A 16862-nucleotide genomic window follows, 5' to 3' on the forward strand; every position below is an offset into this window, starting at 1 on the left:
CGACCAAGGCATTCTTGAGGGGCTGCCATGGAGCACCAGCACGTAGTCATCGCAGGCGGCGGCCCCACCGGGCTGTGGCGGGCCGCCGAACTGCGGCTGGGCGGGACCCCCGTCACCGTCCTGGAAACCCGCCGCGAGCGGGATCCCCACTCCAAGGCCCTCACCATCCACCCGCGCACACTGGAGGTCCTGGCCACCCGGGGCGTGCTGGAGCCCTTCCTCGCGGAGGGACGGCGCATCCCCAGCGGCCACTTCGGCGGGCTCGACGACCGGATGGACTTCGGGGCCCTCGACACCCCCTACCCCTTCACGCTGGCCCTGCCGCAGGCCCGCACCGAGGAGCTGCTGGAGGAGAACGCGATCGCGGCCGGAGCCGAAATCCGGCGCGGGCACCAAGTGACCGGACTTACCCAGGACGAGGACGGGGTGAGCGTCGAGGCAACCGGCCCCGACGGTCCGTATACAGTGCGCGCCGCCTGCATCGTCGGCTGCGACGGCACCCGAAGCACCGTGCGCGAAGCGGCGGGCATCGACTTCCCCGGCAACGACGCCACCACCTGGGGCTTCCTGGGCGACGTCGTGCTGGACGACCCGCCACAGGGAGCGGTGTCCGCCGTGTCGGGTCCGACGGGCGGCGTCATGATGGTCCCGATGCCGGGCGGCATCCACCGGATCGTCGGCGGTGACCCGGACAGCACCGGTGCCGGCTACCCCGGCGAACTCACCCTCGACGGGCTGCGCGCCAAGGTGACCCGGATCGCCGGAACCGACTTCGGCATGCGCGACCCGAGCCGGCTCTCCCGGTTCGGTAACGCCACCCGTCAGGCCGCCGACTACCGCAGGGGCCGCGTCCTCCTCGCGGGCGACGCGGCGCACATGCACTACCCGGCCGGAGGTGTGGGCCTCAACGTCGGCGTCCAGGACGCCACGAACCTCGGCTGGAAACTGGCCGCCACCGTGGCAGGCACCGCCCCCGCCGGACTCCTTGACAGCTACCACACCGAACGCCACCCGGTCGGCGCCGACCTGCTGCTCAGCACCCGCGCCCAGACGGCACTGATGAACGCCTACTCGGCGGAGGGCCAGGACCTGCGCGCGCTGCTGAGCCAACTCATCGCCACCGTGCCCGAGTTCTCCCGAAGCCTGGCCGAACGGCTCTCCGCGCCGGCCGTCACCTACCCGGCTCCCGCGCACCACCACTCCCTGACCGGTCACCGCGCACCCAACCTCGAACTCTCCGACAGCACCGACCTCTTCACACTGCTCCGGACCGGCCGCCACGTCCTGCTGCATTTCACCGGCGCCCCGGCGCCGCCCTCCACCCCCCCACGTCATCACGCACACAGCACACCGGCCCGACCCGCGCCCCGCCTGGTCCACCGTGCGTGCCGCGCTCATCCGCCCCGACGGCCATGTCGCCTGGGCGAGCGAACAGCCCGACGCCGGAGTTCTGCGGGCCGAGGCGGACGCGGCGGCATCCGCCACTCACCGCTGAAACCCCTGACTGGGCCGGCTGGCCTTCGGCTATGTGGAGCCGGCGCTCGTTGACACCCCCGGCGTCACACTGGTCTCGTGCCTGCCGTCCGGCGACGAGGCGGCCCGAAAGCTCCGGGGGCTGTGCGCGTACGCCGAGCGAGGCGGCCCGGACGGCGGCTCCGGCGGCTGAGCGACAGCCACCGGACCCTGCCGTGAACGGGGACCGGGCGGGCCGGACCCGCGACGGACCGGCGTTCAGGCGGCGAATCCCAGCACCAGGGCCCCGACCACCGGCGCCGCGTACACCAGGGGGAACGGGATGTGCGAGTGCTGGTGTGCCCGGATCACCGTGACAACCGCACCGGCGAAGTACAGCACCAGACCGATCCCGGCCGCGACGCCGATGACCGGGACGAACAGACCGGCCAGCAGACCCGCGGCCCCGGCGGCCTTGGCCGCGCCGAGCCAGGTCCACCAGGTGCGGGGAACGCGGTAGTCGGTCAGGGCCTGGACGACCCACTGGGCGCGCAGGAGAAGGGCGCCGGCCGAGTAGCCGGCCATGGCGGCGGCCACGAGAGTGACGACGACGTGAGCGATGGACATCGTGAGGACTCCTCATCAGGCGGATGCCGGTGCGGTTTCGCTCCGGCACTGCACTGACACGCCTCGACGAGTGAACGTGACACATTCGGAGAAGGAGTTTTCACCGGCGTACGGGGCCGGCGCGTTCCGGACGTACATCACCCGGTCCGTGTCGCCGTCGCCCGGCTTCCTCAGGTCCGCCGGGCGAGCAGGAACAGGTGCGGTTCGGGCGCCGCCGCCGGATGGGCCGGGGTGAACACGCTGCTCCGTTCCGACAGGACCGAGAATCCGGCCCCGGCCACCAACGCGGTGAATTCCGCGGGCCCGAAGCTGGTCACCCGCACCGGCCGTCCCATGAACTCACCGCTCACGCTCTCCAGGTCCAACGGCACCGTCGCGACGGCCAGATGACCGCCGGGCCGCAGTGACCGTGCGAGCAGACGCAGCACCTCGGACTGGTCGGCGCGCGACATCTGAAGGAGCGAGAAGTACACACAGGCGGCGTCGAAACTCGCCTCTTCCAGGGGCAGTTCCCGGATGTCCGCGCAACGGAACGCGGCCCGGGGAACCTGCCGGGACGCGATGTCCACCATCACCGGGGAGACATCGACACCGAGTACCTCATGACCGGCGTCGGCCAGGGTCTGCGCGGTCGGCCGCCCGGTGCCGCTGCCGACATCGAGCACCCGGCTGTGCGGGGCGAGCTGCTCCAGCAGCAGTTCCAACGAGGCGTGATGCGCGGCCGATCCGGCGAAGGCCTGCTCGTACTCCGCGCCGATGGCATCGAACGCCGTCGCGGCAGTGGGCTGTTGACCTGAGTCCATCGGGAATCCACTCCTTCTCGGGCCAATGTCTCCAGGCCCCCGCCCCCACAGTATTCGCGACCGTCGCGGACTACTGCAGCGCGTGCACGGCCGCGCCGAAGACGGCCGGTACTCGGTGTGCGGCGGGAACGATCAGGCGGGCGGTCGACGGATGGCGAGCCACCGCCAACAACCCTTCGGTGAGTACACGATGACGTCTGGTCAGCCTCCTCCACCGGGCCGGGTAGTCCTGCGGCCGGCCGGCGGCCAGTGCGTCCACCGCCGCCGCGGCGGTCGCCAGGGCCAGGGCCACCCCCTCACCGGTCAGCGCGTCCACGTACCCCGCTGCGTCACCGACGAGCAGGACGCGGCCCGCCCGCCGGTCCAGCGCCCGCCGGCGCAGCGGACCGGCGCCGCGCACGGGACCCGCTTCCCGGCCGGCGAGTGCGGCGGCCAGCCGGGGGAACGCCGTCAGGTGTTCCTCGTAGGAGCGGCGTTCCCGGCTGAGTACGGCCACACCCACCAGGCCGTCCCCGAGCGGCGTCACGTACGCCTCGCCGCGCCGGGACCAGTGGACCTCCACGAACTCCGTCCACGGGGCGATCCGGTAGTGGCGGCGCTGCCCGTACCGGCGCACCGCCGCGCCCGGACCGTCCAGCCCCAGCTCGCGCCGGAGCGGTGAGTGCAGCCCGTCGGCCGCCACCATCCAACGGGCCGTCAGCCCGCCCGCGCTGACCCGGTCGTCGCTCTGCGTCACGTCCGCGAGCTTGCCCGGCACGATCCGGACGCCGAGCCCCACCGCCCGGCCGTGCAGAGCGGCGTGCAGCTCGGTCCGCCGCACGCCGAGCCCCGTCCGGTCCCGGAACACCGCTTCGGCGCTGCGCGCGCCCTCGACGTACCGGATGCCGCGCAGCCGGTGCCCGGACACCTCGACGCCCAGGGCGCGCAGCGCGGCGACCCCGCTGGGCATGATGCCCTCGCCGCACGCCTTGTCGACGGGCGAGGCGCGGGGTTCGACGACGACCGTCTCCAGGCCCAGCCGGGCCGCCCGGATCGCCGCCGCGAGCCCGGCCGGACCGCCGCCCGCCACCAGGAGGTCGATCACGCCGGAACGCCCGCGGCCGACGCGGCGGTGAGGGCTGCCTCCTCGCACCGGACCCGTACGGCCATCAGCGCCGCGTTGAGAACGGTGAAGAGCACCGCGGTCACCCACGCGCCGTGGACGAGCGGCAGCGCGAGTCCCTCTGCGGCGACGGCGACGTAGTTCGGGTGGCGGAGCAGGCGGTACGGTCCGCCGGTCACCAGAGGCAGCCCCGGCACGACGATGACACGGGTGTTCCACCGGTGCCCGAGCGTACGGATACACCACCAGCGCAGGCCCTGCGCGGCCGCGACCACGGCCACCATCGCCCAGCCGAACAGCGGCATGAACGGCCGGTCCGCGAGCCGGACCTCCACGAGGCAGCCCAGCAGCAGCGCCGTGTGCAGGGCGACCATCGCCGGGTAGTGGGCGCGGCCGGTCTCTACGCCGCCCCTGGCCAGCGCCCAGCGGGTGTTGCGGAGCGCGACGGCGAGCTCGGCGAGCCGTTCGCCCGCCACGGCCAGCACCAGTGCCGTGTACCAGATCATGTGTCCTCCGACCTACCAGCGCAGCAGCACCAGTTCGCAGCAGAATCCGGGCCCCATCGCCATCAGCAGCCCCGGCGACCCCGGCTCGGGCCGCCGCTGCTCCAGCGTGTCCCGCAGCACGTGGAGCACCGAGGAGGAGGACAGGTTCCCCACCTCGGCCAGCGAGCGCCAGGTGACGTCGAGAGCGCCGTCGGGGAGCGAGAGGACCTCGGAGACGGCCTCCAGGACCTTGGGGCCGCCCGGGTGGCACACCCAGTGCGCCACGTCCTTCGGCTTGAGCCCGTGCTCCGCGAGGAAGTCGCGCACGTCGTCGGCGAGATACCGGCGCACGACATCGGGGACGGCCGGATCGAGCAGCACCTTGAAGCCGGTACTGCGGATGTCCCAGCCCATCACGTGCTCGGTGTCCGGATACATGCGGCTGCGGGTCGCCACCACCTCGGGTCCCGCCCCGGACACCCGGCCCTCGCCGAGCGCCACCACGGCGGCCGCCCCGTCACCGAACAGCGCGGTCGCCACCAGGTTGGCGGTCGAGGCGTCGTGGCGCTGGAACGTGAGGGAGCAGAGCTCCACCGAGAGCAGCACCGCCACGTCGTCGGGACGTCCGAGCAGATAGTCGTGCAGCCGGGACACCCCGGCGGCCCCGGCCACGCAGCCGAGCCCGAAGACCGGCAGTCGCTTCACGTCGGGGCGCAGACCGAGCCGCCCCACCAGCCGGGCGTCGACCGAGGGAGCGGCCACCCCGGTGACGGACGTGAACATCAGGAGGTCCACATCGGCGGGCCGCAGCCCCGCGGTCCGCAGCGCCCCGCGCAGTGCCTCGGCGCCCATGTCCACGGCCGCGCCGATGAACACGTCGTTGGCCTCGCCGAACCCGTCCAGTTCCGCGTAGCGCTCCAGGGGCAGCACCATGTTCCGGGTGCGTACCCGGGCGTTCTCGTGCAGCCGGTCCAGCACCCGCCGGTCCGCCCCCGGCGGCAGACAGGTGCGGGCCACCATGTCGGTGATCTCGCGCTGCGTGTGACGGTAGGGGGCCGGGGTGCCGTGAACGGCGGCGATCCGGGTCATCCCGGGTCCTGATTCGGAGGCGTCATGGCCCATCCCTGCCCCACATGGTGGACAAAACACCGTAAACAACCCGTGCGGCTGTCATGCCCGTCCGGCACGCACTGCCTACGATCATGTGATGGGCACCCCCGACCCGCCGCGCGTCCACGCCACGACCGCCTGGCCGTCGCGCCGTGCCACCGCGCTGGCCCGCTCCTGCCATCCGGGGCCGGTGGTCGCGGTGAGCGCGCTGGCCGGGGCGCTGGGCGTCGGCGTCGGCCTCGACGGGATCCGCTGCGCCCTCCTGGTCGCCGCCGTGTTGAGCGGCCAGCTCTCGGTGGGCTGGTGCAATGACGCCTTCGACGCCCGGCGGGACGCCGCGGCCGGCCGTCACGGCAAACCGGTGGCCGACGGATCCGTGAGCCGTCAGGCGGTGTGGACGGCGGCGTTCACCGCCGCGCTGCTGTGCGTCCCGCTCTCCCTGGCCTGCGGACCGCTCGCCGGCACGGTGCACCTGGCCGCGGTGGCGGCGGCCTGGGCGTACAACCTGAGGCTGAAGGCGACAGCGCTGTCCTGGCTCCCGTACGTGATCGGGTTCGCCGCCCTGCCCGCGGTGGCCGCCCTGACCCTGCCCGGAAGTCCGGGCCCCGCCTGGTGGGCCGTGATGGCCGGTGCGCTGCTGGGCCTGGCGGCCCATCTGGGCGATGTGCTCCCCGACATCGAGGACGACCTGCGCAACGGGGTGTGCGGACTGCCCCACCGGCTGGGTGTCACCGGCACCGGACTACTGCTGCCGGTGCCCCTGGTGGCGGCCTCGGCGGTGCTGGCGCTCGGCCCGGCCGGACCACCGGGCTGGTGGGGGGCACTGACCCTGGCGGTGGCGGCGCCGACGGCACTGGCCGGGCTCGTGCTCGGCCGGTACTGGCGCAAGGCCGCGCTCGCCGCCGCCGTGGCCGTGGCGGCGGCCGATGTGGCACTGCTGCTGGTGCGCGGCGCGGCGCCGGTGTGACCGGGGCGGCGGCCGGGCCGGTGACCTCACACCGTACGCAGCCACGCGTCGAGCAGCCGGAAATCAGGGTCGGTGAGACCGCGCCCGGGATCGACGCGGTGGAGCAGGGACCGCCCGTCGTGATGGGCGGACACCCATCTCCGGTCCGCCTCACCGATCTCGTCGTCGACCCAGGCGAAGGCCCGCCCGGCAGCCCAGCCGACGAGCGGGCGGGTCTTCCAGTGCAGCCCCGCCCGCTCGTACCGCGCGTCCTCGGCCGTGGGCTCCGGCCAGAGCACCACGCGAAGCTGCGGCAGCCCGAGCCGCGGCGCGACGACCTCGTTGGCCTCGTGCGTCCACGTCGTCGCCCAGACGAGCTCGCAGTCGAGCGCGGCCAGCATGGGGCCGAGAGCCGGGTCGATCCTGGCGAGCAGCGGGTTCGCCCCCGCTCCGGGTGGAAACGGACCCGCCGAGTACGTCGGGTGGCTCCCGCCGGGCCCGGTCGCCGGGCCGAACGGGATGAGCGGGCCGTCGACATCGAGAAAGAGCAGCGGAAGCCCGCCGGAACCGGTCACGGCAGCACGGTACAGCCGGACATCGGCGCCGGCCGTACCGCCTGCCCGTACTGCCCGCCCGCCACGTCGGCTGATCAGATCCGGATGACCGGCCAGCACGACGGTGTGCGGGGTGCCGATCTGGTCCTTGAGGTGAGCGTCGCTGTTCCCGACGGCCGGCCGCCACCGTCCCCGGTGGATGTCCGCGGCCAGGCCGCGCCCATCGGCCGCAAGCCGCTCCGGCGTCAGCTCTCCGCCGTTCGAGACCGCCGAAATGCACATGGCAGTCGCCCGGTACCAGCCGCGCCCGGCCGGCCTCCGGTGGTGGCGTGGATCCGGGCTCCGGTCCGCGGTCGGGCGCCCGCCGGAACGGGGGCACCGCGCAACGGCACGTCAGCGTCCGCCCGCCACACGCAGAATCGCCCCGGTGGCGTACGAGGCGTCGTCCGAGAGCAGCCAGGCGACGGCTCCGGCGATCTCCTCGGGCTGCCCCGGCCGGCCCAGCGGGATGCCGGCGGCGAGCTTGTCGGGGCGCTCGGGGTCCTCGTGGAAATCGGTGCGGATGACGCCCGGCGACACCGCGTTGACCCGGATGCCGTCCGCCGCGACCTCCTTCGACAGACCGATGGTCATCGTGTCCACGGCGGCCTTGGCGGCGGCGTAGTGGACGTACTCACCGGGGCTGCCGAGCGTGGCGGCGGCCGAGGACATGTTCACGATGGCCCCGCCGCCGGTCCCGCTCATGTCGCGCACGGCCCGCCTCGCGCAGAGCAGGTACCCGACGACGTTGACGTCCAGGGCGCGTCGGAGTCCGGCCGCGTCCGCGTCGGCGAGCGGTCCCGTCGGCCCGCCGACGCCCGCGTTGTTGACCAGTCCGGTGACCGGGCCGAGCTCGGCGGCCGCGGACTCGAAGAGCCGGTCGACACCTGCCTCGTCGGTCGTGTCCAGCTGAACCACGACACAGCGGCGGCCCGTCGCGCGGACCGTGGCGGCGACGGCCTCGGCCGCCGCGGCGTCGGAGCGGTAGCCCAGCGCGATGTCGTGACCGTCGTTCGCCAGACGTACACAGACGGCTGCGCCGATCCCGCGACCGCCGCCGGTGACCACGGTGACCGGATGACGGCTCATGAACGCCCCTGACTCGGGTGCGAGGACCCGATGTCCCCGGCGGAGTGACCATCGTAGGGAGTGAAGATCGAAACTCCTCCGGGCAGGTACGGGAGCCGGGCACGAGGACAGCCTGACCGCGGCGGGCGGAACGCACTGAGCGACCGATGGCCGCCACCCACTCATGGAAGAGTGGCGGTCATCGGTCGCCCGTGTGATGCGATGGCTACAGGGGGAGGTCGCTGCCGCCCCGGCCGGCCTGCTGCTCGCTCTGCTCGTGCAGCTTCCGGGCCTTCTCCTGGAGCCGTCGCCGCTGCTCCGGGTCGTTGGTGCGCTCCGCGGCCTCGGTCATGTGCCTGGCCTTCTCGCGCATCTGATCGGCTCGGCCGGATTCTCCTGCGACGCTCATCATCGCTCCTTGAACGGTAGGGAAGAGCGGGCTCCCTCAGAGAACCAGCGCTCCGGGACCGTCGCACTCCGAACCGCTACGTACCGTGAAGGTGCCAGGTGGGACGGGTGCCGGGAACGGGCCGTCGCGGCGGTGCGGGCGCCGGCTCGCGCACCGGCGGGACTCGCGGCCCCCCGACGCTGGCATGATCAGGGGTATGAACGAGCGCATGATCGCCGCGTGTGACGGGGCGTCGAAGGGTAATCCGGGGCCTGCGGCCTGGGCATATGTGGTGGCCGACGCCGCGGGCCGGCCGTTTCGGTGGGAGGCGGGACCGCTGGGCACCGCTACCAACAACGTCGCCGAGCTCACCGCGCTGCAGGAGCTGCTGGAGTCCGTCGACGCCGGTGTGCCGCTTGAGGTCCGGATGGACTCGCAGTACGCGATGAACGCCGTCACCAAGTGGCTGCGGGGCTGGAAGCGCAACGGCTGGAAGACCTCGGCCGGCAAGCCCGTCGCCAACCGCGATCTGGTGGCCCGCATCGACGCCCTGCTGACCGGCCGGGCCGTGGACTTCGTCTACGTGCCCGCCCACCAGGTGGACGGCGACCCGCTGAACGCGCTCGCCGACCAGGCGGCCAGTGAGGTGGCCGTGGCGCAGCGCGCCGCCGGTACCTCCCAGGGTTCCGCTGACCTGCCGGTGCCGGTGGCCGCCCGCGCCTCCGAGGGGCGGCGGACCGCCGGTGCGGCGAAGAGCACCGGCGCCACGGCGGGAAGCACGGGCAGGACGGCCCGCTCCGGCGCCACCATCCGCGCCAGGTTCGCCGGGCGGTGCCACTGCGGGAAGCCGTACGCGGCCAAGGAGCCGATCGCCAAGAACGACCAGGGCTGGGGCCATCCGGAGTGCCGCACCGCCTCCGCCTGACCCACGCGGTCGCCGGACGACCCCTGTCGCCCGGCCGGCCCGGATCTGCCGACGGGCCCCGATCCGTCGGCCGGGCCGGGGCGATCGGGCCCCCGCGGCGGGTTCCGCGTGCCATGATGCGGCTCCGGCGGAGCGGTCGATGCGCCGCCGGAGCTGTGCGGAACGGCTACACGCTGGGGGGCGTATGGAAAGCACGGGTACGGTGCTGCGTGAACTGCGCGGGGCGCAGAAGTCGGCCAAGGGGGTCTCGCTCTACTCGCGGTACGTGAACCGGCCGGCCGGCCGGATCTTCGCGGCCGTTGCGTTCCGGCTGGGCATGACGCCCAATCAAGTCACAGCGGTCAGTGCGTTGTTCACCTTCGCCGCGCTCGCGTCCGTGGCCCTGACCAGGCCCACGTGGGGACTGGCCGTCCTGGTCTACCTGGGGCTGGCCGTGGGTTTCGCCCTGGACTCGGCCGACGGGCAGCTCGCCCGGCTCACCGGCCGGGGAGGCCCCGACGGCGAATGGCTCGACCACGTCGTCGACTGCGCCAAGATGATCCTCGTCCACACCGTCGTACTGATCTCGTTCCACCGCTATTTCGCCCTGCCGGCCGACGGCTGGCTGCTGCTGCCGCTCGGCTTCCTGTTCGTGGCCGTGCTGACCTTCTGCGCGGGGCTGCTGCGTGAACAGCTCGGCAGGGCTGCCGCCCGCCCCGGGCCGGCCGGTGCCGCCGGGCCCGTGCGGGCGGTCTCCAGGCTCCGGGCCGTGGCGCTGCTGCCGGCCGACTACGGGGTGTTCTGCCTGGTGTTCCTGCTGCTCGGCGACGAGACGGCGTTCCGTACCGGCTATGCCGTGCTCGCCGCCCTGCACGCGCTGTTCCTGATGGCGTTCCTCGCCAAGTGGTTCAGGGAGCTGAAAGCGCTCCGGGCAGGCTGACCAGCGAGTCCAGCGCCCGGCGCAACTGGGTGCTGGACGTGTGCACGGTGTACGGGAAGTAGACGACCTCCACGCCGACCTCGGCGAAGTCGCGTTCGAGCCGTTTACCCTTCTCCGTTTCCCGCCAGTCGTCCCCCTTGAAGATGACGTCGAACCTGACCTGCTGCCAGGTCTCCACCTTGTCGGGGACGGTCTCGACGAACGCGGCGTCCACGTACCGGACGCTCCGTACGATCTCCAGCCGCTCCGGCAGCGGAATGACCGGTCTGTGGCCCTTCGCGAGTGCGGCCATCTCGTCCGAGACGACGCCCGCGACCAGGTAGTCGCACTGGCTGCGGGCATGCCGCAGAATGTTGAGGTGACCTACGTGGAACAGGTCGTAGACACCCGGCGCGTAGCCGACCCTGTGCACCATCCGTTCTCTCCCCCCACGGTGAACGTGATGTCCGTGTCCCGCCGGCAGGTTTCCGGACATCGCATCCGGTCCGGTGGGATATCGGTATCGGTGTTGATCGTGCAACGACCTTACTGTGAAGACCACTTGCGCATCACGTGAACGGATAAGCTCACTTTTGGGGCTGTTCCTTGGGGGGAACACAGGTGGCTCCTGGGGGGAAGGCGACCGTCCGATGCCGGACACGGATCAGCACCAGCTGTTTCAGCACCGCCGTCTGCTGGTGGTCTCGACGAACTACGCACCGGAGCTGACCGGGATCGGACCGTACGCCGCGCAACTCGCGGAGCACTGGGCCGCGTCCGGGGCCGAGACCCATGTGCTGACCGGTATGCCGCACTATCCGTCCTGGCGGACCGAGCCGGAGTACCGGGGTGTGTGGCGGGCCGACGAGGAGCGCTCGGGGGTGACGGTCCACCGGCGAAGGCACTATGTGCCGCCCCGTCAGAGCGCCCTGAGCCGAGCGACGTTCGAGGCGTCGGTCCTCGCGCACGGGCTGGTCTCACCGCCCGCGGTGCGGGCGGACGCGGTGATCTCCCAGATGCCGAGCCTCGCGGGCGGCATCCTGGGCGCCCGGCTGGCCCGCCGCCACCGCGTCCCGTACATACCCGTCGTACAGGACCTGATGGGCGCCGCCGCCGCGCAGAGCGGCATCCGCGGCGGCGGCAGCGCGGCGGCGGTGGCGTCCCGGGCCGAGCGGTACGCGCTGCGCGCCGCCTCGCTCGTCGGCGTCATCCACGAGAGCTTCGTGCCCCGGGTCACCGCCTACGGAGTCGACCCCGGGCGCATCCGGCTGGTCCCCAACTGGAGTCACATACAAGCGTCTTCGGCCGACCGGGCCGCTACCAGGGCGCGCCTGGGCTGGCGCGAGGGCACCCCGGTGGTGCTGCACTCCGGCAACATGGGCCTCAAACAAGGCCTTGAGGTCCTCGTCGACGCGGCCCGGCTCGCCCCCGGGATACGCATCGTGCTGATGGGCGACGGCAACCAGCGCGAAGCGCTGCTGGCCCGCGCGGCAGGACTGCCCAACCTGGACTTCCTGCCGGCGGCGGGGGCGGACGAGTTCACCGACGTCCTGGCCGCCGCCGACGTCCTCGCCGTGACCCAGCGCGCATCCGTCCTCGACATGAGCGTGCCCTCCAAGCTGACCTCGTACTTCGTCTCGGGCCGCCCCGTCGTCGCCTCCGTGGCGGACGAGGGGGGCACCGCCCAGGAGGTGCAGCGCTCCGGCGCCGGACTCCTCGTCGCCCCCGAGGACCCGGCCGCGGTGCTCGCGGCCGTCCGCAAGCTCGTCGAGCAGCCCGCCGCCGCAGACGAACTCGGCGCCAACGGACCCCGCTACGTGGCACGTCACCTCGGCCGGGAAGCCGGTCTCGCCCGCTTCGACGCACTGCTCACCGAGGTCCTTCAGGACGCCCAAGGGAGACCACGCCGATGACCCAGCAGATCCGCGCCCTGGAGGACCAGGACGAACCCGCGCTGCTGAGGGACCAGTTCCGGCAGCTCCTGCGCTACCGCGCGCTGCTCGCGTGCGGCGTGGTCGTCGGACTGCTCGGCGGCGGCTGGCTCGCCCTGAGCGGCGAGGACACCTACACCTCCACCGGCGAGGTGTCGGTGCGCTCGGCCACATCGGACCCGTTCGCCGCAGGAGCGTCCGCCGACAAGGGCATCAACATCGGCTCCGAACGCCAGACCGCGGTCAGCGACGCCGTGGGCACCGTGGCCGTCGGCTCGCTGGTCAAGCACGGCGACCGGGTGGAGGTCGGAAAGCTGCTCACCGGCCTCCAGGTCACCAACCCGCCCAACACCCTGGTGCTCAGGTTCTCCTACACCGACCGCAACCCCGAACAGGCCAGGGCGCGGGCCCAGGCACTCGCCGACGCCTACCTGGAGATCCGCAGGGAGCGCACCGAGAACAGCATCGACAACATGGTCGACGGCTACCGGGCCCAGCTGAAGCCGCTCACCGAACAGCGCGACCGGCTGGCCGAGCAGGAGACCGGCACCGCCGGCAGCGACGTCACCAGCGCCCGCGCCAACCTGATCGTCGCCATCTCCGGACTCAGCCAGAAGATCTCCGAGCTGCGCGCCCTCGACACCACACCCGGCTACCTGAACAAGAAGCCGGTCGCACCGGAGCGGCCCACCGGCGCGGGACTGCCCCTGCTGCTCGGCCTCGGCGGCGTCGTCGGGCTCGCGCTCGGGCTGCTGCTCTCCTGGGTACGGCTCGTCTTCGACCCGGCCGTCCGCTCCACCAGGGAACTCGTCCGCTCGCTCGGCGCCCCGCTGCTCGGCACCCTGCCCAGGGAACGCGCCTCGGCGGGCCAACTGCTCGCCATCGGACGCGGCGGCAGCCGGCTGGCCGAGGAGTACCGGGCGGTGGCCTTCCGCCTCGCGTACGACCCCTCGTTCGCCGAGCGCCGGCGGTTCCTGGTCACGGCCCCGCGCGGGGACAACGACATGGCCGCCGCCGCAGCGGTCAACCTGGCGGCCGCCTTCGCCGAGATGGGGCGGGACGTCCTGCTCGTCGAAGCCGATCTGCGGACCCCGTCCCTGGCCAGGGACCTCGGCCCCGCAGTCCAGGGCGGCCGGCCCCGCTGGGCCGCGGAGCGCGACGGGCGGGGCTGGCCATCGGACAGCCGCACCAACGTGGACGTGCCCGGATCGGGGGCCTTCACCCTGATCGCGGGCCGCCGGACGGACAACGTGCCCCGCGCCCTGACCTCCGCGCCCGTCGGCCGGATCGTCGCCGAGGGCGGCCGGCCCGGAGCCGTCGTCATCGTGCTGACCCCGCCCGTCCTCTCGTACGCCGACGCCGTCGCGCTCATCGACCGGGTGGAGGGCGTTGTGGTGGTCTGCGACCCGCGCGAGGTGCACCGCAGCGACCTGGAGCGGATCCGCGAGATCATCGGTGCCGCGGGCGGGGCCGTGCTCGGCACCCTGCTGCACCCCGGCCGCGGACGGCTGGAGCGCCGGGCGTCCCGGAAGGCGGCCAAACGCCGCGCCCGCGGCCGGCAGACCCCCGGGCCGGGGCGCGACGCGCCGGACGGCCGTGGACATCCGGACGGACCCGACCGGACCGACGGGGGCCGCGCGGGAGACCCCACCGAGACGCTCGGCCTGCGCACCCTGGAGGGCGACACCCGGCCGGGCAGCGGCAACGGCCACAACGGCGGCAGCGACCACAGCAGCACCGCGGGACGCAGATGAGGGCACGCACCGCGATCGCCTGCTCGGTCGCGGACCAGGGGGTGGCGGCGCTCACCAACATCCTGGTCCTGGTGGTGGCGGCCCGGCTCTCCACCGTCGCCGACTTCGCCCGGTTCTCCGGCGTCTACCTGGTCTTCACCGTGCTGCTCGGCGTCTTCGGCGCCTACACCGGACAGCCACTGGTGCTGCGCTGCGGCGCGAGCGAGGAGACACGCGGCGCCTGCCGCTCGGCGGTCGCTTTCACCCTGCTCGTCTCGGCCGTCCTCGGCGGCCTGCTCGCGGCTGTCTGCGCGGCACTCGCGGGGGACACGGCACGGGCCCTGATGATGCTGGGACTCGTGCTGCCCGTCGTCCTCGGACAGGACACGGCCCGCTACGCCTTCGCCACACTCCAGGCACAGCACCTGGCCCTGGCCTCGGACACGCTCCGGCTGGTCTGTGTGCTCGGCGCCCTGACCGTACAGCCGCACGCCACCTCGGCCGCCCGGCTCGTGACCGTCTGGGGTCTCTCCGCACTGCCCGCGCTCCTGCTGTCCGTCACCGTGCTGCACCGCCGGACCGCCGGTACACCCGTGCGGCTGGCGCCCCTGCTGCGGCGCGGGCACCTGGGCCGGCGGTTCGTCGTCGAGTTCGGGGTGGGCAACGCCACCAGCCAGCTCTCCGTCCTCGGCCTGGGCGTCGTCGGCAACCCCCTCGTGGTCGGTGCGCTGCGCGGCGCGACCACCCTCTTCGGCCCGCTGAACGTACTGTTCACCTCCGCCACCGGCTTCGGCCCGCCGCTGCTGGGACGGCTCGCCACCGACCGGCTCAGGGTGCGGGCCGCCGCGGCCCTGGCCGCCGTACTGGCGGCGACCGCCGCGGGCTGGGCCACCGTCCTGGCCCTGCTGCCCGCATCGGCGGGCCGCCATCTGCTCGGCGACACCTGGCCCACGGCGGCGGCCCTGCTCCCCGCGACCGGCAGCCAGTACGCGGCGATGGCGGTCGGCACCTGCGGGCTGCTGGCGCTGAGACTGCTCGACCCGCGCACCACGCTCTCCATCCAGGTGGTCTTCTCGCTCGCCGCGGTGGCCTTCCTGACCGGGGGATACGTGCTCGGCGGGGTACCCGGCGCCGCCTGGGGCCTCTGCCTGGGCTCCGTCTGCAAGGCGGTCGCCACCTGGACCCGGGTGGCGCGGCTGGCCCGTCGCGGCGCCGCGGGAAGGGCCCCGGTCAGTGCGACCGCTGTCCGTTCCGGTCCCTGAGACTCGTGACCAGCGCCAGGCACAGCGCGGCGATGGCCAGCTTCCCGGCCGCCTGCAACAGCGGGCCGCGCAGCAGGATGAAGGTGTACCCGGCGATCAGCGGAGCCGCGATGGCGAGGACGCTGGCGGGCCCCGGACCGTCCCGGGAGACCGCCCGCGCGTACCGGCGGTCGGTGCGCGCGGCCGCGTACCCGATCACGGCGAAGCCGCCGATCATGCCCGGGGCGCCGAAGTCGACCCACAGCTCGGTCCACAGCGGGGCCGAGAGGTTGGTCATGTTCATCCCCATCCACTGTCCGACCCGCACCCCGGTGTCCTCCGGCTTCCCGCTCCACGCCGCCCGTGGCACGAAGAAGAAGGCGGAGCCCGCCAGCTGACGGCCGTAGGTGTGGCCCCGGGTGTCGACCCAGGAGATGGTGTTGGCGAACATGACCGTCTGGTCGTAGTCCTTGATGGCCAGCGGCTCGAAGACCGAGGACGACTGGACTGGCCGGTACCCGGAGTCGTCGTAGCGGAACCGGTCGGCGTACGGGAACAGCACCAGGGCCCCGATCACGCCCATGGCCAGCACCGAGCGGTACATCGCCGCACTGGCCGGGAACGCGGTGAACAGCAGCGAGACCAGCACCGTCAGGAACCAGTAACGGGCATTGGACACCGGGTTGTTCACGACCAGGTTCACGACCAGCAGCGCGAACCAGACCAGCACGGTGGACGGCGAGCGCCGGGCCCGGCGCGAGGTGACCAGCCGCCGGGTGCAGAAGAGCAGCGCGAGCAGGGCCGGAACCGTGCCGAACCCCTTGAGGAACGCCGACCCCACATTCGACCCGCCGGACACCACCCCGCTCTCCGCGACCGAGGCGCTGATCTCCTGCCTGCTGGAGAAGAAGACCGCGGGCCCGCCGAGCTTCAGCACGTAGTAGCCGCTCGCCGCGAACGCCACCAGCACCAGCAGCCGCAGCCGGACCGGGTGAGCGGTGGCCGGACCACCGCTCCCGCGCGCGGTGGTGCGCCTGCGCAGCGGACGCCGGGACGCCAGCAGCGCCCCGAGGTCGAACGCGGCGCATCCCACCAGGACGAGCGCGATCGCCGTCACCAGGTCGGAGCGCGGCCCGACCACCGGCGTCGGGGTCTGCCCGATGACGGCCTGGGCGAACGGCGCCACCCCCATCGCGATGTACACGAACATCCAGAAGACGCCCTGCAGCAGCCGCCGCCGGGTGGAAAGGACCATGGTCGCCAGCCGCGCACCCGAATAGCACGTCAGCACCAGTTGCAGCCAGTACGCGGTGTCCCGGACCCCGCTCCCGGGCTGCGCGGCGATCAGCGCCGGCAGGAAGCAGACGAGACCGAGGATGAGCGGCACGGCCATCGCCCGCGACAGCATCGCCCAGGACATCGGCTTGGCGGGCGGCTCGACCGGACGCCGCGGCCCGCTCTCCAGGCCGGGAGCGGACGGCGTCACCCCGTGCACGGACGTCATCTGTTCCCCGTTCCGTGAGCCTGTGAACACTCTAACGAATCAACCCACTTGGGGGG

General features: G+C 73.1%; 16 protein-coding genes and 1 pseudogene. 7 read left to right on the top strand and 10 right to left on the bottom strand.

The features are described 5' to 3' along the window. The first annotated feature begins 27 nt into the window (after window positions 1–27). A pseudogene (locus AB0I52_RS16555) lies at window positions 28–1495 on the top strand (FAD-dependent monooxygenase). 236 nt (window positions 1496–1731) lie between these two features. On the opposite strand, the gene AB0I52_RS16560 reads toward AB0I52_RS16555, so the two are convergent. The 5 genes from AB0I52_RS16560 to AB0I52_RS16580 form a co-directional block, all read right to left on the bottom strand. Then, window positions 1732–2079 carry a DoxX family protein gene (locus AB0I52_RS16560; RefSeq protein ID WP_363073091.1) on the bottom strand — a complete coding sequence of 116 codons (348 nt, stop codon included), beginning with the start codon at window positions 2077–2079 and terminating at the stop codon, window positions 1732–1734. Window positions 2080–2249: 170 nt separating this feature from the next. Further along, window positions 2250–2882, bottom strand: coding sequence for a methyltransferase domain-containing protein (locus AB0I52_RS16565; protein WP_363073093.1), 633 nt, complete (start codon window positions 2880–2882; stop codon window positions 2250–2252). A 70-nt stretch (window positions 2883–2952) separates the two neighbouring features. Beyond that, the gene (locus AB0I52_RS16570; RefSeq protein ID WP_363073095.1) at window positions 2953–3966 is read right to left on the bottom strand and encodes an FAD-dependent monooxygenase; all 1014 of its coding nucleotides are present in this window, start codon (window positions 3964–3966) and stop codon (window positions 2953–2955) included. Next, entirely contained in the window at window positions 3963–4490 is a 528-nt protein-coding gene (locus tag AB0I52_RS16575) for an isoprenylcysteine carboxylmethyltransferase family protein (protein WP_363073097.1), read from the bottom strand. Before AB0I52_RS16575 ends, AB0I52_RS16570 begins: the two co-directional genes overlap by 4 nt. Before the next feature lie 12 nt (window positions 4491–4502). Next, window positions 4503–5558, bottom strand: coding sequence for a 3-oxoacyl-[acyl-carrier-protein] synthase III C-terminal domain-containing protein (locus AB0I52_RS16580; RefSeq protein WP_363073099.1), 1056 nt, complete (start codon window positions 5556–5558; stop codon window positions 4503–4505). Between the two features lie 118 nt (window positions 5559–5676). Between AB0I52_RS16580 and AB0I52_RS16585 the strand changes: the two genes are divergently transcribed. Then, on the top strand, window positions 5677–6546 hold the full coding sequence (locus AB0I52_RS16585) for a UbiA family prenyltransferase (RefSeq protein ID WP_363073101.1): 870 nt from the start codon (window positions 5677–5679) through the stop codon (window positions 6544–6546). A gap of 26 nt (window positions 6547–6572) precedes the next feature. On the opposite strand, the gene AB0I52_RS16590 is transcribed toward AB0I52_RS16585, so the two are convergent. The 3 genes from AB0I52_RS16590 to AB0I52_RS16600 form a co-directional block, all read right to left on the bottom strand. Then, the gene (locus AB0I52_RS16590; RefSeq protein ID WP_363073177.1) at window positions 6573–7100 is read right to left on the bottom strand and encodes an HAD domain-containing protein; all 528 of its coding nucleotides are present in this window, start codon (window positions 7098–7100) and stop codon (window positions 6573–6575) included. A gap of 372 nt (window positions 7101–7472) precedes the next feature. Beyond that, the gene (locus AB0I52_RS16595; protein ID WP_363073103.1) at window positions 7473–8207 is read right to left on the bottom strand and encodes an SDR family oxidoreductase; all 735 of its coding nucleotides are present in this window, start codon (window positions 8205–8207) and stop codon (window positions 7473–7475) included. 205 nt (window positions 8208–8412) lie between these two features. After that, entirely contained in the window at window positions 8413–8595 is a 183-nt protein-coding gene (locus AB0I52_RS16600) for a DUF6381 family protein (protein ID WP_363073105.1), read from the bottom strand. A 196-nt stretch (window positions 8596–8791) separates the two neighbouring features. On the opposite strand from AB0I52_RS16600, the gene AB0I52_RS16605 reads away from it, so the two are divergent. Further along, window positions 8792–9499: a ribonuclease H gene (locus AB0I52_RS16605; protein WP_363073107.1), complete on the top strand. Its 708-nt coding sequence runs from the start codon at window positions 8792–8794 to the stop codon at window positions 9497–9499. A 184-nt stretch (window positions 9500–9683) separates the two neighbouring features. Then, window positions 9684–10418, top strand: a complete 735-nt coding sequence (locus AB0I52_RS16610; protein ID WP_363073109.1) for a CDP-alcohol phosphatidyltransferase family protein — start codon at window positions 9684–9686, stop codon at window positions 10416–10418. Here the strand turns inward: AB0I52_RS16610 and AB0I52_RS16615 are convergent. Beyond that, window positions 10387–10833: an adenylyltransferase/cytidyltransferase family protein gene (locus AB0I52_RS16615; RefSeq protein ID WP_363073111.1), complete on the bottom strand. Its 447-nt coding sequence runs from the start codon at window positions 10831–10833 to the stop codon at window positions 10387–10389. The two genes, AB0I52_RS16610 and AB0I52_RS16615, sit on opposite strands and share 32 nt — an antisense overlap. Window positions 10834–11047: 214 nt before the next feature. Here AB0I52_RS16615 and AB0I52_RS16620 point away from each other — a divergent pair, with 214 nt between their 5' ends. Genes AB0I52_RS16620 through AB0I52_RS16630 form a run of 3 tightly spaced genes read left to right on the top strand, consistent with a single transcriptional unit; the run spans window position 11048 to window position 15323 of the window. Continuing rightward, window positions 11048–12310 (top strand): glycosyltransferase, encoded by a 1263-nt coding sequence (locus tag AB0I52_RS16620; protein ID WP_363073113.1) that lies wholly within the window; start codon window positions 11048–11050, stop codon window positions 12308–12310. Next, window positions 12307–14082, top strand: coding sequence for a lipopolysaccharide biosynthesis protein (locus AB0I52_RS16625; protein WP_363073115.1), 1776 nt, complete (start codon window positions 12307–12309; stop codon window positions 14080–14082). The genes AB0I52_RS16620 and AB0I52_RS16625 overlap by 4 nt, the downstream gene beginning before the upstream one ends. Then, window positions 14079–15323: a hypothetical protein gene (locus AB0I52_RS16630; RefSeq protein WP_363073117.1), complete on the top strand. Its 1245-nt coding sequence runs from the start codon at window positions 14079–14081 to the stop codon at window positions 15321–15323. Before AB0I52_RS16625 ends, AB0I52_RS16630 begins: the two co-directional genes overlap by 4 nt. Here the strand turns inward: AB0I52_RS16630 and AB0I52_RS16635 are convergent. After that, window positions 15292–16722, bottom strand: a complete 1431-nt coding sequence (locus tag AB0I52_RS16635) for a hypothetical protein (protein ID WP_363073179.1) — start codon at window positions 16720–16722, stop codon at window positions 15292–15294. The genes AB0I52_RS16630 and AB0I52_RS16635 overlap by 32 nt on opposite strands. Between the last annotated feature and the right edge of the window lie 140 nt (window positions 16723–16862).

Source organism: Streptomyces sp. NPDC050423, assembly GCF_040655445.1.
Taxonomy (GTDB): Bacteria; Actinomycetota; Actinomycetes; order Streptomycetales; family Streptomycetaceae; genus Streptomyces.

Coding starts and splice junctions, on each gene's coding strand:
- AB0I52_RS16560 (WP_363073091.1), bottom strand. CDS start 2,079: ATGTCCATCGCTCACGTCGTCGTCACTCTCGTGGCCGCCGCCATGGCC.
- AB0I52_RS16565 (WP_363073093.1), bottom strand. CDS start 2,882: ATGGACTCAGGTCAACAGCCCACTGCCGCGACGGCGTTCGATGCCATC.
- AB0I52_RS16575 (WP_363073097.1), bottom strand. CDS start 4,490: ATGATCTGGTACACGGCACTGGTGCTGGCCGTGGCGGGCGAACGGCTC.
- AB0I52_RS16580 (WP_363073099.1), bottom strand. CDS start 5,558: ATGACCCGGATCGCCGCCGTTCACGGCACCCCGGCCCCCTACCGTCAC.
- AB0I52_RS16585 (WP_363073101.1), top strand. CDS start 5,677: ATGGGCACCCCCGACCCGCCGCGCGTCCACGCCACGACCGCCTGGCCG.
- AB0I52_RS16595 (WP_363073103.1), bottom strand. CDS start 8,207: ATGAGCCGTCATCCGGTCACCGTGGTCACCGGCGGCGGTCGCGGGATC.
- AB0I52_RS16600 (WP_363073105.1), bottom strand. CDS start 8,595: ATGAGCGTCGCAGGAGAATCCGGCCGAGCCGATCAGATGCGCGAGAAG.
- AB0I52_RS16605 (WP_363073107.1), top strand. CDS start 8,792: ATGAACGAGCGCATGATCGCCGCGTGTGACGGGGCGTCGAAGGGTAAT.
- AB0I52_RS16610 (WP_363073109.1), top strand. CDS start 9,684: ATGGAAAGCACGGGTACGGTGCTGCGTGAACTGCGCGGGGCGCAGAAG.
- AB0I52_RS16615 (WP_363073111.1), bottom strand. CDS start 10,833: ATGGTGCACAGGGTCGGCTACGCGCCGGGTGTCTACGACCTGTTCCAC.
- AB0I52_RS16620 (WP_363073113.1), top strand. CDS start 11,048: ATGCCGGACACGGATCAGCACCAGCTGTTTCAGCACCGCCGTCTGCTG.
- AB0I52_RS16625 (WP_363073115.1), top strand. CDS start 12,307: ATGACCCAGCAGATCCGCGCCCTGGAGGACCAGGACGAACCCGCGCTG.
- AB0I52_RS16630 (WP_363073117.1), top strand. CDS start 14,079: ATGAGGGCACGCACCGCGATCGCCTGCTCGGTCGCGGACCAGGGGGTG.
- AB0I52_RS16635 (WP_363073179.1), bottom strand. CDS start 16,722: ATGTCCTGGGCGATGCTGTCGCGGGCGATGGCCGTGCCGCTCATCCTC.